The sequence below is a fragment of the Citrobacter sp. RHB36-C18 genome, assembly GCF_013814485.1.
Lineage (GTDB): Bacteria > Pseudomonadota > Gammaproteobacteria > Enterobacterales > Enterobacteriaceae > Citrobacter > Citrobacter braakii.
The window spans coordinates 367,478-381,668 of record NZ_CP057125.1 but is presented as its reverse complement, the minus strand read 5'-3'; the positions used below and the strand labels follow the sequence as shown (position 1 = coordinate 381,668).

General features: G+C 52.6%; 17 protein-coding genes. 5 read left to right on the top strand and 12 right to left on the bottom strand.

The genetic code is table 11. The features are described from left to right. Nucleotides 1-7 precede the first annotated feature (7 nt). From fusA to fkpA, 8 genes are all read right to left on the bottom strand, one after another. Nucleotides 8-2,122, bottom strand: a complete 2,115-nt coding sequence (fusA, locus tag HVZ52_RS01760) for an elongation factor G (RefSeq protein WP_016154762.1) — start codon at nt 2,120-2,122, stop codon at nt 8-10. A 96-nt stretch (nt 2,123-2,218) separates the two neighbouring features. Next, on the bottom strand, nt 2,219-2,689 hold the full coding sequence (gene rpsG, locus HVZ52_RS01755; RefSeq protein ID WP_016154763.1) for a 30S ribosomal protein S7: 471 nt from the start codon (nt 2,687-2,689) through the stop codon (nt 2,219-2,221). Nucleotides 2,690-2,784: 95 nt separating this feature from the next. After that, nucleotides 2,785-3,159 (bottom strand): 30S ribosomal protein S12, encoded by a 375-nt coding sequence (gene rpsL / locus HVZ52_RS01750; protein WP_003023654.1) that lies wholly within the window; start codon nt 3,157-3,159, stop codon nt 2,785-2,787. Nucleotides 3,160-3,284: 125 nt separating this feature from the next. Beyond that, nucleotides 3,285-3,572: a sulfurtransferase complex subunit TusB gene (gene tusB, locus HVZ52_RS01745; RefSeq protein ID WP_137352407.1), complete on the bottom strand. Its 288-nt coding sequence runs from the start codon at nt 3,570-3,572 to the stop codon at nt 3,285-3,287. A gap of 7 nt (nt 3,573-3,579) precedes the next feature. Then, nucleotides 3,580-3,939, bottom strand: a complete 360-nt coding sequence (gene tusC, locus HVZ52_RS01740) for a sulfurtransferase complex subunit TusC (protein ID WP_153689958.1) — start codon at nt 3,937-3,939, stop codon at nt 3,580-3,582. Further along, nucleotides 3,939-4,325, bottom strand: a complete 387-nt coding sequence (gene tusD / locus HVZ52_RS01735) for a sulfurtransferase complex subunit TusD (protein WP_016154766.1) — start codon at nt 4,323-4,325, stop codon at nt 3,939-3,941. The genes tusC and tusD overlap by 1 nt, the downstream gene beginning before the upstream one ends. Continuing rightward, nucleotides 4,325-5,047 (bottom strand): transcriptional regulator, encoded by a 723-nt coding sequence (locus HVZ52_RS01730; protein WP_003023643.1) that lies wholly within the window; start codon nt 5,045-5,047, stop codon nt 4,325-4,327. Before HVZ52_RS01730 ends, tusD begins: the two co-directional genes overlap by 1 nt. A gap of 167 nt (nt 5,048-5,214) precedes the next feature. After that, nucleotides 5,215-6,033 carry an FKBP-type peptidyl-prolyl cis-trans isomerase gene (gene fkpA, locus HVZ52_RS01725; RefSeq protein WP_181598792.1) on the bottom strand — a complete coding sequence of 273 codons (819 nt, stop codon included), beginning with the start codon at nt 6,031-6,033 and terminating at the stop codon, nt 5,215-5,217. 232 nt (nt 6,034-6,265) lie between these two features. On the opposite strand from fkpA, the gene HVZ52_RS01720 reads away from it, so the two are divergent. Next, nucleotides 6,266-6,484 carry a protein SlyX gene (locus tag HVZ52_RS01720; RefSeq protein ID WP_003023639.1) on the top strand — a complete coding sequence of 73 codons (219 nt, stop codon included), beginning with the start codon at nt 6,266-6,268 and terminating at the stop codon, nt 6,482-6,484. Nucleotides 6,485-6,533: 49 nt separating this feature from the next. Here the strand turns inward: HVZ52_RS01720 and slyD are convergent, their stop codons facing one another. The 4 genes from slyD to kefG form a co-directional block, all read right to left on the bottom strand. Continuing rightward, complete coding sequence (slyD, locus tag HVZ52_RS01715; protein ID WP_003023634.1) at nt 6,534-7,139, bottom strand: peptidylprolyl isomerase; 606 nt, start codon at nt 7,137-7,139, stop codon at nt 6,534-6,536. 94 nt (nt 7,140-7,233) lie between these two features. Continuing rightward, on the bottom strand, nt 7,234-7,434 hold the full coding sequence (locus HVZ52_RS01710) for a YheV family putative zinc ribbon protein (protein ID WP_016154768.1): 201 nt from the start codon (nt 7,432-7,434) through the stop codon (nt 7,234-7,236). An 8-nt stretch (nt 7,435-7,442) separates the two neighbouring features. Then, entirely contained in the window at nt 7,443-9,248 is a 1,806-nt protein-coding gene (gene kefB / locus HVZ52_RS01705) for a glutathione-regulated potassium-efflux system protein KefB (RefSeq protein WP_101700382.1), read from the bottom strand. Beyond that, nucleotides 9,248-9,799 (bottom strand): glutathione-regulated potassium-efflux system ancillary protein KefG, encoded by a 552-nt coding sequence (gene kefG / locus HVZ52_RS01700; RefSeq protein ID WP_003023629.1) that lies wholly within the window; start codon nt 9,797-9,799, stop codon nt 9,248-9,250. Before kefG ends, kefB begins: the two co-directional genes overlap by 1 nt. Before the next feature lie 132 nt (nt 9,800-9,931). Between kefG and HVZ52_RS01695 the strand changes: the two genes are divergently transcribed. From HVZ52_RS01695 to HVZ52_RS01680, 4 genes are all read left to right on the top strand, one after another. Beyond that, nucleotides 9,932-11,833 carry an ABC transporter ATP-binding protein gene (locus tag HVZ52_RS01695; protein WP_016154771.1) on the top strand — a complete coding sequence of 634 codons (1,902 nt, stop codon included), beginning with the start codon at nt 9,932-9,934 and terminating at the stop codon, nt 11,831-11,833. A gap of 150 nt (nt 11,834-11,983) precedes the next feature. Next, nucleotides 11,984-13,006, top strand: a complete 1,023-nt coding sequence (locus HVZ52_RS01690) for a hydrolase (RefSeq protein WP_016154772.1) — start codon at nt 11,984-11,986, stop codon at nt 13,004-13,006. Continuing rightward, nucleotides 13,003-13,221: a YheU family protein gene (locus HVZ52_RS01685; protein ID WP_003023615.1), complete on the top strand. Its 219-nt coding sequence runs from the start codon at nt 13,003-13,005 to the stop codon at nt 13,219-13,221. Before HVZ52_RS01690 ends, HVZ52_RS01685 begins: the two co-directional genes overlap by 4 nt. Nucleotides 13,222-13,274: 53 nt before the next feature. Then, nucleotides 13,275-14,144, top strand: coding sequence for a phosphoribulokinase (locus HVZ52_RS01680; RefSeq protein ID WP_003827751.1), 870 nt, complete (start codon nt 13,275-13,277; stop codon nt 14,142-14,144). The last annotated feature ends 47 nt before the right edge of the window (nt 14,145-14,191 follow it).

Sequence of the window (14,191 nt, the reverse complement as noted above, 5' to 3'; positions counted from 1 at the left end):
CTGTGGCTTATTTACCACGGGCTTCAATAACGGCCTGAGCAACGTTGTTCGGCGCATCGTCGTACTTCAGGAACTCCATGGAGTAAGAAGCACGGCCTTTGGTCAGAGAACGCAGCTGGGTTGCATATCCGAACATTTCAGACAGCGGAACTTCAGCATGGATAACAACGCCAGTGACGTTGGATTCCTGACCACGAAGCATACCACGACGGCGGCTCAAGTCACCGATTACGTCACCGGTGTTCTCTTCCGGAGTCTCTACTTCAACCTTCATGATAGGCTCAAGCAGAACTGGTTTCGCTTTCTTAAAGCCATCTTTGAAGGCGATAGAAGCGGCCAGTTTAAACGCCAGCTCAGAGGAGTCAACGTCATGGTAAGAACCGAAGTGCAGACGCACGCCCAGATCAACAACCGGGTAACCAGCCAGCGGGCCAGATTTCAGCTGTTCCTGGATGCCTTTATCAACGGCCGGGATGTATTCGCCAGGAATTACACCACCTTTGATGTCGTTGATGAACTCGTAGCCTTTCGGGTTTGAACCCGGCTCCAGCGGGTACATGTCGATAACAACATGACCGTACTGACCGCGACCACCAGACTGCTTAGCGTGTTTACCTTCGATATCGGTAACTTTCGCGCGAATCGCTTCACGGTAAGCAACCTGAGGTTTACCGACGTTCGCTTCAACGTTGAATTCACGCTTCATACGGTCAACGATGATGTCGAGGTGCAGCTCACCCATACCGGCGATAATGGTCTGGTTAGATTCTTCGTCAGTCCAAACGCGGAATGACGGGTCTTCTTTAGCCAGACGGCCCAGAGCCAGACCCATTTTTTCCTGGTCAGCTTTGGTTTTCGGTTCTACCGCGATGGAGATTACCGGCTCAGGGAATTCCATACGCTCCAGAATGATCGGGTGATCCGGGTCACACAGAGTGTCACCAGTGGTCACGTCTTTCAGACCGATAGCAGCAGCGATATCGCCCGCGCGAACTTCTTTGATCTCTTCACGTTTGTTAGCGTGCATCTGTACGATACGGCCAAAACGCTCGCGTGCAGTTTTCACTGAGTTCAGGATGGTGTCACCGGAGTTAACCACACCAGAGTACACGCGGAAGAAGGTCAGGTTACCCACGAACGGGTCGGTAGCGATTTTGAATGCCAGAGCAGCAAACGGCTCTTCATCGCTAGCATGACGCTCAGCCGGAGTATCTTTACCGTCGTCCAGAATACCGTTGATCGCAGGTACGTCGACTGGGGATGGCAGGTAATCAATTACCGCATCCAGCATCGCCTGAACACCTTTGTTCTTGAACGCAGAACCACAGGTTACCAGGATGATTTCGTTGTTCAGAACGCGCTGACGCAGAGCTTTTTTGATCTCTTCTTCAGTCAGTTCTTCACCACCCAGGTATTTCTCCATCAGCTCTTCTGAAGCTTCCGCAGCGGACTCGATCAGGTTCTGGTGCCATTCTTCAGCCAGTTCCTGCATGTCAGCCGGGATATCTTCATAAGTGAAGGTTACGCCTGCATCTTCTTCGTTCCAGTTGATGGCTTTCATTTTCACCAGGTCAACAACACCGGTGAACGCTTCTTCAGCGCCAATCGCCAACTGCAGCGGAACAGGGTTCGCGCCCAGACGGGTTTTGATCTGACCAACAACTTTCAGGAAGTTCGCACCCATACGGTCCATTTTGTTAACGAACGCAATGCGTGGAACTTTATATTTGTTTGCCTGACGCCATACGGTTTCAGACTGAGGCTGAACACCACCAACTGCGCAGTAAACCATTACTGCACCATCAAGCACACGCATGGAACGTTCTACTTCGATAGTGAAGTCAACGTGCCCCGGGGTGTCGATGATGTTTACGCGATGCGGTTCATACTGCTTAGCCATACCAGACCAGAATGCAGTAGTCGCTGCGGAGGTGATAGTAATACCACGCTCCTGCTCCTGTTCCATCCAGTCCATGGTGGCTGCGCCGTCATGAACTTCACCGATTTTATGGTTTACACCGGTGTAGAACAGAATACGTTCGGTAGTAGTGGTTTTACCGGCGTCGATGTGCGCACTGATACCGATGTTACGGTAGCGCGCGATGGGTGTTGTACGAGCCATTTGATTCCTCGTTTATCTTTTAGGCGTTCAATTTAAGTAGCCCAAAGCGGGCTGCTTACTAGAAGCGCCCGCCTGGTGACTAAAACTCCGAAGGGATTACCAACGGTAGTGTGCGAACGCCTTGTTGGCTTCTGCCATACGGTGAACGTCTTCACGTTTCTTAACTGCAGTACCTTTGTTTTCTGCAGCATCAGAAAGTTCGTTCGCCAGGCGCAGAGCCATGGATTTATCACCGCGTTTACGAGCAGCTTCAACGATCCAACGCATTGCCAGGGCATTACGGCGAACCGGACGGACTTCAACTGGAACCTGATAAGTAGAACCACCAACGCGGCGAGACTTAACTTCGACAGTCGGACGCACGTTTTCAAGGGCTACTTCAAAAGCTTCCAGGCCATCTTTACCAGAACGCTGAGCCAGGGTCTCCAGCGCGCTGTATACGATGGTTTCTGCAGTAGATTTTTTACCATCTACCATCAGGATATTTACAAATTTAGCCAGCAGCTCTGATCCGAACTTAGGATCCGGCAGAATTTTACGCTGACCAATGACGCGACGACGTGGCATGGGAATACTCCGTTGTTAATTCAGGATTGTCCAAAACTCTACGAGTTTAGTTTGACATTAATATAAAACGTTTGGCCTTACTTAACGGAGAACCATTAAGCCTTAGGACGTTTCACGCCATACTTGGAGCGTGATTGCTTACGGTCTTTAACGCCGGAGCAGTCAAGCGCACCGCGAACGGTGTGGTAACGAACACCCGGGAGGTCTTTTACACGACCGCCACGGATCAGGATCACGGAGTGCTCCTGCAGGTTGTGACCTTCACCACCAATGTAGGAAGTAACTTCAAAACCGTTAGTCAAACGCACACGGCATACTTTACGCAGTGCGGAGTTTGGTTTTTTAGGAGTGGTAGTATATACACGAGTACATACGCCACGTTTCTGCGGGCATGCTTCCAGTGCAGGCACGTTGCTCTTTGCAACTTTGCGTGCGCGTGGTTTGCGTACCAGCTGGTTAACTGTTGCCATTAAATAGCTCCTGGTTGTAGCTTTCGCTTCGTAAACACGTAATAAAACGACCTCATACAATATGAGGACGCAGAATTTTAGGTCGGTGTCGAAAAGGTGTCAAGAAATATACAACGATCCCACAATTACCAGGACATCTGGTTGGGATGCTTCACCGTAAGTCTGACGAAGTCAGTATAGCTAACCCTGACGACACTGTCTGAAATTTGACCACCCAAGCCGCGAGCTTTAATGTCTTCTTCCAGTACATAGACCTTAATGGAGGCATTTTGCAGACTTTCAAGGAAACGGCTTCCTTCTATTGCCGCGGTCACGCCATCCTGAAGCAATAAAAGTTCATCGTCTTTATCAATCAGGCGAAGAAGAGAGGAGAAATCGGTAAGCCACGCGGAACGATGTAATGTGTGCAGCATGAGTATCTCAAAACCTTAAAATGACGTCATAGTTGCCTAGCTCACGGCGTAAATCTTCCGGTTCTAACGCTGTCGCATCGACCACAAAATCCCCCCCCTGCTGGAGGCCCCGCTCGCGTAACGAGGCGGCACAAAGCCAACATTGATCGATATCGTACAACCCTAACAGCTTGAAGGTTGCGATATAGTCGCGAGCCAGCACGACATCCGGCTGTTGTCCCTGGAGGATTTGAAAAACGCCATCGCCGATAAAAAATACGCCGAGGTCTTCCGTTAACGCCGATGTCGCCAGTAAGGCATCTAACCCTTCGCGGCCAGACGAACTGCCATGCGGCACGGTAGAAAAGACAAAAGCAACACGTTTCATTAAAACTGCACCACGCGATCGCAGGTCAGGGATGCCTCAGCCAGCGAACCCAGCCCGCTGAGGTTAAAACCTGATTGTAAATTAGCCCCTGCCAGTCCCAGTCGCTTCGCTTCTGTTTCATCAACGACGCCACGACGCAGCGCCGCAGCTACGCAGATATTCAGCGTCACGCCATGCTGCTGGTTCAGCTGTTGCCAGGCCCGCACCAGATCATATTCATCACTGGCAGGTGAAGTCAGGAAGTTGGCGTTATACACACCTTCACGATAGAAAAAGACGCTGCATAGCTCATGCCCTTCTTTGAGTAACGCGTGAGCAAATTGCAACGCGCTGCTCGCCTGCTGCGTGCCATAAGCTGGCCCCGTCACCATAATGGCAAAACGCATTACTTGTCTTGCCCCTGGAAATCGCCGCTTTTGAACTGACGAATATAGAGGTAAACCGTGTGCTTGGAGATGTTCAGCCGATCGGCGACCTGGTTAATGGCATCTTTAATATCGAAGATACCTTTCTCATACAGATTCAGGACAATCTGGCGATTCTTGGCATTGTTGGAAACATTACGATCGGCATTCACTTCTTCAATCGTGAATTCCAACGTTTGGGTAACCAGGTCTTCCACCGAAGAAGCGAAGTTAACGGCAGAACCCACTTCCGGGGTTTCCGGAGGAATAAAGGTATTCATTATCTGCGAGAATGGAACATCAAGGTTCATGTTGATGCACAGCAGACCAATCACGCGATGCTCACGGTTGCGAATGGCAATCGTCACCGACTTCATCAAGACACCGCTTTTCGCACGTGTGAAGTAACACTTCGACACGCTGCTATCCGCACCCGTCATATCATGCAGCATACGCAACGCAAGGTCAGTAATCGGCGAGCCAATTTTGCGGCCCGTGTGTTCACCGTTAGCAATGCGGATGGCAGAGCATTTCAAATCCTGCAAAGAGTGCAATACGATTTCACAATGGGAACCAATGAGCATCGCCAACCCGTCCACAACCGCTTCGTAGGATTTGAGGATATCGAAATCGGTTTGATCGAAAGGACGTTGATCCAGTAAATCTAGCTCACTGGTTTCGTTGGTTAAAAGCGACCTGGACATGAAAAAAAGCACTCCTTTTCAGGAGCCTGTCGTTATGTTGTCAGGGCAGGCTCATCACTATTATAGGGGCATCTAAAGTAATACAGCGCACAAGGCGCTTTCCAGTATTAATTATATCCTGTCGATAATAAAAAACCGCCGCCCTGTGGGCGGCGGTATCTGGTTACTTACTGTTTGCTGCTGTCCGCAGCTTTAGCTGCCGGTGCAGCATCTGGCTGCGCATCGGCTTTCGGTGCCGGTTTGATGTCTAACAGTTCAACATCAAAGACCAGCGTAGAGTTAGCCGGAATGCCCGGTACACCGGTTTTGCCGTAAGCCAGATCCGGCGGGATAACCAGCTGGATTTTGCCGCCTTTCTTGATGTTTTTCAGGCCTTCGGTCCAGCCTGGGATAACACCGTCAAGACGGAAAGAGAGCGGCTCACCGCGGGTATAAGAGTTATCAAACTCTTTACCATCAATCAGCGTACCTTTGTAGTTGACTACCACGGTATCGCTATCTTTCGGTGCAGCGCCGGTACCTTCTTTCTCTACTTTATAGACCAGGCCAGTAGAAGAGGTTTTAACGCCCTTCTCTTTAGCAAATTTCTCGCGGTAAACTTTACCTTTGGCTTCATTGTCAGCCGCGTCTTTTTCCATTTTCGCCTGAGCGGAGCTCTTCACGCGTGCTTCAAACGCCTGCAGAGTTTGTTCGATTTCCTGGTCAGACAGTTTGCTCTTGTCTGCAAACGCATCCTGAACGCCAGCGATCAGCTGATCTTTATCCAGTTTGATGCCCAGTTTTTCCTGCTCTTTCAGAGAGTTTTCCATATAACGACCCAGGGACGCGCCCAGCGCGTAAGCGGCTTTTTGGTCGTCATTCTTGAATGCTGCTTTGCTGTCAGCAGTAGCGGCTGGTTTCGCAGCGTCAGCAGCGAAGGTGATCGGGGCATGCAGAGCAACAGCCATTGTGGTCGCCAGCAGCGTTACTTTAAACAGTGATTTCATCCATATCTCCAGGGCCGGGGCATCTCACCCCAAGGTTAGCTAACATAAAAATGTACTATAAAGCGTTGCAGAACAAATCAACATACGGGCACGCCCTATTATCACCACTTTTCAGACTCTTTTTGTTTAAATTAGTTTCGTGACCGAAGATTGAGTGCTGTGCAAACAGGCAAAGTTAAGTAGAATTCGCCGCAGTCCGCGATCTGCCGGAGAAAAAAGAAAGAGGTGAATCATGCAGGATACAACAATGGAAACTCGCCTGGCTGAACTGGAAAGTCGCCTGGCATTTCAGGAGATAACCATTGAAGAGCTCAACGTGACGGTGACCGCGCATGAACTGGAAATGGCAAAACTCCGCGACCATCTGCGTTTATTGACGGAGAAGCTCAAGGCAACGCAGCCGTCCCACATCGCGTCGCAGTCTGAAGAGACCCCGCCGCCACATTATTGAGACATAAAAAAAGCGGGATATTCCCGCTTTTTTTTATGCCGTATAACGATTAGTGGCAACCGCAACCGCCGCCGTTACCTTTACCGCCACCGCCGCAGCAGCCTTCGCCACCGTGCTCGTGACCATGGTCGTGACCGTGACCACCGCAGCAACCGTCATGACCGTGGTCATGATCGTGGTCGTGACCGTGCGCACCGTGAACGTGGCCGTGAGCCAGCTCTTCTTCGGTCGCTTCGCGGATAGCGACAACTTCTACGTTGAATTTCAGATTCTGGCCAGCCAGCATGTGGTTACCGTCAACCACAACGTGGTCGTCTTCCACTTCGGTAATTTCTACCGGTACTGGACCCTGGTCAGTTTCAGCCAGGAAACGCATGCCAACCTGAAGTTCGTCAACGCCCATGAAGACGTCTTTAGGAACGCGCTGCACCAGGTTTTCGTCGTACTGACCGTATGCGTCGTTTGCGCCAACAGCAACATCGAATTTGTCGCCAACTTCATGACCGTCCAGCGCTGTTTCCAGGCCAGAAATCAGGGAACCGTGACCATGCAGGTAGTCCAGCGGTGCACTCACCGGAGACTCATCAACCAACACACCGTCTTCTGTACGTACCTGATAGGCCAGGCTGACCACCAGGTCCTTTGCTACTTTCATGATATCTCCTGAGCATGGAAAGAATAGTGGCGCAGATTGTAGCGGAATTCTGCACCCGTGTACCCTCTAGCTTAAAAAAAGCTGCGCCATATCGCTAGTCCGGATGAAAAATCCCGATCACTTGCTCTTCTTTGCGAACGTGCTCGCGCGCCTCTTTATCCGCTTCCCGCATCTGATGACCGCACTTAACACACTCAACAATATCGATATTATTTTCGCGCCACATCGCCAGCGTATCCTGCGCCTGGCAGGACGGACATTTTGCGCCTGCGATAAAACGTTTACGAATTGCCATGGTTACCTCTACTCAAATTCATCCCAGCCATCCAGCTGACGTCGCTCTTGCTGCATCTCTCGTTGGAAAATCTCCTCAAGCTCGCGCCGGGCTTCCCTGGCTCGGGAGATTTGTACCGTATCCGTGTGCATGGGGATCAGTTCCCGCAACATGCGCATATCCAGCCGCCGAAAATGCAGCTGAGCGCGCTGAGCCTGGTGCGGATGCATCCCTAGCGTAACCAGCGTTTTTCGCCCTAACTCCAGCGCACTGGAAAATGTTTCGCGGGAAAACTGCGTCACACCAGCCTGTAATAACTCATGCGCCTCTACACGTCCGCGCGCACGCGCAAGAATATGCAAATGCGGAAAATACTGTTGGCACAGCTCCACCAGCTTCATAGTGTCTTCAGGTTCATTACAGGTAATAACAATAGACTGTGCGGCTTCTGCACCCGCGGAACGCAACAGATCCACCTGCGTGGCATCACCGTAATAGACCTTATAGCCATATTTGCGCATTAAATTCACTGCGCTGATATCTCTTTCCAGGACGGTAATACGCATTTTATTGGCCATCAACAGACGACCAATAACCTGACCAAAGCGCCCGAAACCCACCACAATCACCTGCGGTTTATCATCTTCCACCCAGGGTTTTTCATCTTCTTCATCCGTGCCGTTAAACTGGCGGGAGAGCCATTTATCAATCAACTTCATCACCAGCGGCGTGGTCATCATCGACAGCGTGACGGTCACCAACAACAGCGCCATTTGGTCACCCTGAAACAGCCGTTGGGAAGAGGCCGTTGAAAACAGCACGAAAGCGAATTCACCGCCCTGGCTTAAAACCCCGGCAAACTGCATCCGTTCTGAGCTTCTCATGCCGTTAAGATGCGCCAGTACATACAGCACCAGCATTTTTACTACCACCAGCACTATCACGCTCGCCGCCACCCACAAAATATGGGTATAGAGCACGCCAAGGTTAAGCGACATACCTACGGAGATAAAAAACAGGCCAAGCAACAGGCCTTTAAACGGATCGATTGCCGTTTCCAGCTCATGTCGGTATTCACTTTCCGCCAGCAGAACGCCCGCGATAAAGGTCCCCAGCGCCATCGACAGACCCAGCGCATCCATAAATAAAGCAGAACCCAGCACTAACAGCAGCGTGGCGGCGGTGAACACTTCCCGCACGCCAGAATCCGCAATAAAGCGGAAAACCGGACGCAGCAAATAACGCCCGCCTATCAGCATGCCGGCAAAGGCCAGCACCTTCATCCCCACTTTGATCCAGTCAAAATGTTCGTCAGCAGATCCCGCCAGCAGCGGAACCAGCGCCAACGCGGGGATCACCGCCAGATCCTGAAACAGCAGCACCGAAAAGCCCAGCTGTCCGGATTCACTGCGATTCATGCCTTTTTCGCGCATCAACTGTAGCGCCATAGCAGTCGATGACATCGCCAGACCAATGCCGCCAACCACTGCTGCCTGCCAGGAGAACGCTGTAAGCATCAGTAGCCCTGCCAGCACGACCGCGCTTAGCATCACCTGCGCGGCGCCGACGCCAAAAATTGAACGCCGCAATTGCCACAGTTTGGCTGGATTAAGTTCCAGCCCAATGATGAACATCAGAAAAACTACGCCCAGTTCGGAAAAGTGTAAGATTTCATCCACATCGCTGATGAACCCTAATCCCCATGGGCCGATAGCAATCCCCGCCAGCAAGTAACCCAGCACCGGACCGATACCCAGCTTTGAGGCCAGCGGAACGGCAGCCACCGCCGCGAAGAGGAACAACACGCCGGCAGTCAATAAATCAGAACCTTCCATCAGCGGCCTCCCACAGGGATCGGATTCGCCAGCCAGTCACCATACGCTTTCGCATGGCTGTCCAGCTCCTGTTTCGTTTGCCGTCTGGCCCAGTAGACAATGATAGGGCTCATCCAGTGCATGCGGCACATACCGGCCGTTAGCTCAAAAGGGCGCAGTACATCGCTCATTGGATAACGGTTTAGCGCGTCATAGCGGTAGGCGCTTTCCGGCTCGCCGGTAGTGATAACGCTCCGCCAGTACTTTCCCGCCAGTTGATTCCCCCCAGGGCCGCTGGCAAATCCTCGACTCAGTACGCGGTCAAGCCACTCCTTTAACAATGCCGGGCAGCTATAGGTGTAGAGCGGATGCTGAAAAACAATCACATCATGCTCGCGCAGCAGCGCCTGCTCATGCGGAATGTCGATAAAAAAGTCAGGATAGTGCGCGTACAGGTCGTGCACGGTAACATTGCTGAGCTGCATGGCCGGTTTAAGCAGTACCCGGTTCGCGACCGAGTCCTGAGATTCCGGATGGGCATACAGCAGCAAGACTTTCGCTGGCTGGAACATCATCCCCCTCCCGGTTTTGTCTTTTGTCTATTTTCGACGTTTTGGGCTACCATTGCGCCTCGGTGCGGCAAACAGCCCACACATTACATTATCATAATGATAAATTAACATAGTCTGAACATACGGCGCCTTATGATTGTTTTCTCATCGTTACAAATTCGTCGCGGCGTGCGCGTCTTGCTGGAAAATGCCACGGCCACCATTAATCCAGGGCAGAAAGTTGGCCTGGTAGGTAAAAATGGCTGCGGTAAATCTACCCTGCTGGCATTGCTGAAAAATGAACTCAGCGCCGACGCTGGAGGATTTACCTATCCGGGAAACTGGCAGCTCGCGTGGGTTAATCAGGAAACGCCTGCGTTGCCACAGCCGGCGTTGGAGTATGTGATTGACGGCGACCGCGAGTATCGTCAACTGGAAGCACAGTTGAACGATGCCAACGAACGTAACGATGGACACGCCATTGCCACCGTCCATGGCAAGCTGGATGCCATCGACGCCTGGACTGTGCGCTCACGCGCCGCCAGCCTGCTGCATGGCCTCGGCTTCTCCAACGAACAGCTTGAACGTCCCGTCAGCGATTTCTCCGGTGGCTGGCGTATGCGTCTCAACCTGGCTCAGGCGCTGATTTGCCGTTCAGACCTGCTGCTGCTCGATGAACCGACCAACCACCTCGATCTCGACGCGGTGATCTGGCTGGAAAGATGGCTGAAAAGCTATCAGGGCACGCTGATTTTGATCTCCCACGACCGCGACTTCCTCGACCCGGTGGTGGATAAAATTATTCATATCGAACAGCAAACGATGTTCGAGTACACCGGTAACTACAGCGCGTTTGAAATCCAGCGTGCGACCCGCCTCGCACAGCAGCAGGCAATGTACGAAAGCCAGCAGGAGCGCGTGGCGCATCTGCAAAGCTATATCGATCGTTTCCGCGCCAAAGCCACCAAAGCAAAGCAGGCGCAGAGCCGTATCAAAATGCTGGAACGCATGGAGCTGATTGCCCCTGCGCACGTGGACAACCCGTTCCACTTCAGCTTCCGCGAGCCGGAAAGCCTGCCGAACCCGCTGTTAAAGATGGAAAAGGTCAGCGCCGGCTACGGCGACCGCGTCATTCTCGATTCGATCAAACTGAATCTGGTACCGGGGTCTCGCATCGGCCTGCTCGGACGCAACGGCGCGGGTAAATCTACGCTGATTAAGCTGCTGGCCGGCGAACTGGCTCCCATCAGCGGCGAGATTGGCCTGGCAAAAGGCATCAAGCTGGGTTACTTCGCACAGCACCAGCTGGAGTTTTTACGCGCCGATGAATCACCTATTCAGCACCTGGCGCGCATGGCGCCGCAGGAGCTGGAGCAGAAACTGCGAGACTACCTCGGCGGATTCGGCTTCCAGGGCGATAAAGTCAGCGAAGAGACTCGCCGCTTCTCCGGAGGTGAAAAAGCGCGTCTGGTGCTGGCATTGATCGTCTGGCAGCGCCCGAACCTGCTGCTGCTTGATGAACCGACCAACCACCTGGATTTGGATATGCGTCAGGCGCTGACCGAAGCGCTGATCGATTTCGAAGGCGCGCTGGTTGTGGTCTCGCACGACCGTCACCTGATTCGATCTACTACCGATGACCTCTATCTGGTGCACGACAAGAAAGTCGAGCCGTTTGATGGCGATCTTGAGGATTATCAGCAGTGGCTGAGCGATGTGCAAAAACAGGAAAACCAGAGCGACGAACCGGTAAAAGAGAGCGTTAACAGCGCCCAGGCACGTAAAGACCAGAAGCGTCGCGAAGCTGAACTGCGCACCCTGACGCAACCGCTACGTAAAGAGATTACCCGTCTGGAAAAAGAGATGGAGAAACTGCACGCACAGCTGGCGCAGGCGGAAGAAAAACTCGGCGATAGCGAACTGTACGACCAAAGCCGCAAAGCCGAACTCACAGCATGCTTGCAGCAGCAGGCCAGTGCGAAATCCGGACTGGAAGAGTGCGAGATGGCCTGGCTGGAGGCTCAGGAACAGCTTGAGCAGATGCTGGCCGAGTAATCATGAGTGCCGGATAAGGCGAAGCCGCCATCCGGCACTATAGCCGATGATTGCCTGCTGACTGACTCGCGACAAAATCACATATTGGCTAACCCGCACGCGCTGTGCGCGGTATAGTTATTCTTTCCGATTATTAATTGCTCTGGTGTTATGGTTGAAATCACGTCCACAGAAATAACTCCACCTACCGACGATTCGCGAGAATTCCGCCCGATGCGCGGTATCAGTAACCGCCATCTGCAGACGATGCTGCCGCGTTTAATTCGCCGCAAGGTGAAGTTCGACGCCCACTGGCAGCGTCTGGAATTGCCCGACGGTGATTTTGTCGATCTGGCATGGAGTGAAGATCCGCAACAGGCGAAACACAAACCGCGCCTGGTGGTTTTTCACGGTCTGGAAGGCAGTCTGAACAGCCCGTACGCACATGGCCTGATTGAAGCAGCGCAAAAGCGCGGTTGGCTGGGCGTGGTGATGCATTTTCGCGGCTGTAGCGGCGAACCCAATCGTCTGAACCGTATTTATCACTCCGGTGAGACAGAAGATGGCACCTGGTTTTTACACTGGCTGGCACGTGAGTTCGGTCGCGTGCCGACCGCGGCGGTAGGCTATTCGCTCGGTGGAAACATGCTGGCCTGCCTGCTGGCAAAAGAAGGTACTGAGATTCCAATTGATGCCGCGGTTATCGTTTCCGCGCCTTTCGTGCTGGAAGCCTGTAGTTACCATATGGACAAGGGATTCTCCCGGGTCTATCAGCGCTACCTGCTAAACCTGTTGAAAGCCAATGCCTCGCGTAAGCTAGAGGCGTATCCAGGATCGCTGCCGGTGAGTCTGGGCCAGTTGAAATCTCTGCGTCGCATTCGCGATTTTGACGATCTGATCACCGCCAAAATCCACGGTTTCGCTGATGCTATAGACTATTACCGTCAGTGTAGCGCTATGCCGTTGCTCAACCAGATTGCCAAACCCACGTTGATTATCCATGCCAAAGACGATCCGTTTATGGATCATCACGTGATCCCTAAACCGGAAAATCTGCCCTCACAGGTAGAGTATCAACTGACGGAACACGGCGGCCACGTCGGATTCATTGGCGGCACGGTGCGCCGTCCTGAGATGTGGCTGGAATCCAGAATCCCGGACTGGCTGACAACGTATCTGGAGGCATCATCATGATCATCCCCTGGCAAGATATCTCCCCGGACGCACTGGACAATCTGATTGAAAGCTTTGTCTTGCGCGAAGGCACCGATTATGGTGAACATGAACGCTCGCTCGAACAAAAAGTCGCCGACGTCAAACGCCAACTACAATCTGGTGAAGCCGTGCTGGTATGGTCCGAACTGCATGAAACGGTCAACATTATGCCGAGGAAGCAGATTCACGAGTAATCCGTAACCGACGGCCGACTATAATAAAAATTCAACCTATTCATGGAGTTGTTATGTCTGCCAAACATCCGGTGATTGCGGTAACAGGGTCCAGCGGCGCGGGGACCACCACCACCAGCCTCGCGTTTCGTAAAATTTTCGCGCAGTTAAATCTGCGCGCCGCCGAGGTGGAAGGTGACAGTTTTCATCGTTATACCCGTCCGGAAATGGACATGGCGATTCGCAAAGCGCGCGATGCCGGGCGGCATATCAGCTATTTCGGCCCCGAAGCTAATGACTTCGGTCTGCTGGAGCAAACCTTCATCGAATACGGCCAGACGGGCAAAGGTCAGTCGCGAAAATATCTGCACACCTACGATGAGGCCGTACCGTGGAATCAGGTTCCGGGTACATTTACGCCCTGGCAGCCGCTGCCTGAACCGACGGATGTCCTGTTCTATGAAGGACTGCACGGCGGCGTCGTAACCCCACAGCAAAACGTGGCCCGGCATGTCGATCTGCTGGTTGGCGTAGTGCCGATCGTGAACCTGGAATGGATTCAGAAGCTGACCCGCGATACCAGCGAGCGGGGACACTCGCGCGAAGCGGTGATGGACTCGGTGGTGCGCTCAATGGACGATTACATCAATTACATTACGCCGCAGTTTTCCCGTACGCACATTAACTTCCAGCGCGTACCGACCGTTGATACCTCCAACCCCTTTGCCGCCAAAAGTATTCCATCCCTGGATGAAAGCTTTGTCGTGATTCATTTTCGGAACCTGGAAGGGATCGACTTCCCGTGGCTACTGGCCATGCTGCAGGGATCATTCATTTCCCATATCAATACGTTGGTTGTTCCGGGCGGGAAAATGGGTCTGGCGATGGAATTGATTATGCTGCCGCTGGTCCAGCGACTGATGGAAGGCAAAAAGATAGAGTAAGGTGTTATTTTGCCGGATGGCGGCTGATGCCTTATCCGGCCTACGCG

Bases quoted from the DNA above. Each gene is read 5' to 3' on its own strand.
- HVZ52_RS01690 (WP_016154772.1), top strand. From the start codon at position 11,984: ATGGTTGAAATCACGTCCACAGAAATAACTCCACCTACCGACGATTCG.
- rpsL (WP_003023654.1), bottom strand. From the start codon at position 3,159: ATGGCAACAGTTAACCAGCTGGTACGCAAACCACGCGCACGCAAAGTT.
- kefB (WP_101700382.1), bottom strand. From the start codon at position 9,248: ATGGAAGGTTCTGATTTATTGACTGCCGGCGTGTTGTTCCTCTTCGCG.
- tusC (WP_153689958.1), bottom strand. From the start codon at position 3,939: ATGAAACGTGTTGCTTTTGTCTTTTCTACCGTGCCGCATGGCAGTTCG.
- HVZ52_RS01730 (WP_003023643.1), bottom strand. From the start codon at position 5,047: ATGTCCAGGTCGCTTTTAACCAACGAAACCAGTGAGCTAGATTTACTG.
- HVZ52_RS01695 (WP_016154771.1), top strand. From the start codon at position 9,932: ATGATTGTTTTCTCATCGTTACAAATTCGTCGCGGCGTGCGCGTCTTG.
- fusA (WP_016154762.1), bottom strand. From the start codon at position 2,122: ATGGCTCGTACAACACCCATCGCGCGCTACCGTAACATCGGTATCAGT.
- rpsG (WP_016154763.1), bottom strand. From the start codon at position 2,689: ATGCCACGTCGTCGCGTCATTGGTCAGCGTAAAATTCTGCCGGATCCT.
- HVZ52_RS01710 (WP_016154768.1), bottom strand. From the start codon at position 7,434: ATGGCAATTCGTAAACGTTTTATCGCAGGCGCAAAATGTCCGTCCTGC.
- HVZ52_RS01720 (WP_003023639.1), top strand. From the start codon at position 6,266: ATGCAGGATACAACAATGGAAACTCGCCTGGCTGAACTGGAAAGTCGC.
- HVZ52_RS01685 (WP_003023615.1), top strand. From the start codon at position 13,003: ATGATCATCCCCTGGCAAGATATCTCCCCGGACGCACTGGACAATCTG.
- tusB (WP_137352407.1), bottom strand. From the start codon at position 3,572: ATGCTGCACACATTACATCGTTCCGCGTGGCTTACCGATTTCTCCTCT.
- fkpA (WP_181598792.1), bottom strand. From the start codon at position 6,033: ATGAAATCACTGTTTAAAGTAACGCTGCTGGCGACCACAATGGCTGTT.
- kefG (WP_003023629.1), bottom strand. From the start codon at position 9,799: ATGTTCCAGCCAGCGAAAGTCTTGCTGCTGTATGCCCATCCGGAATCT.
- HVZ52_RS01680 (WP_003827751.1), top strand. From the start codon at position 13,275: ATGTCTGCCAAACATCCGGTGATTGCGGTAACAGGGTCCAGCGGCGCG.
- slyD (WP_003023634.1), bottom strand. From the start codon at position 7,139: ATGAAAGTAGCAAAGGACCTGGTGGTCAGCCTGGCCTATCAGGTACGT.
- tusD (WP_016154766.1), bottom strand. From the start codon at position 4,325: ATGCGTTTTGCCATTATGGTGACGGGGCCAGCTTATGGCACGCAGCAG.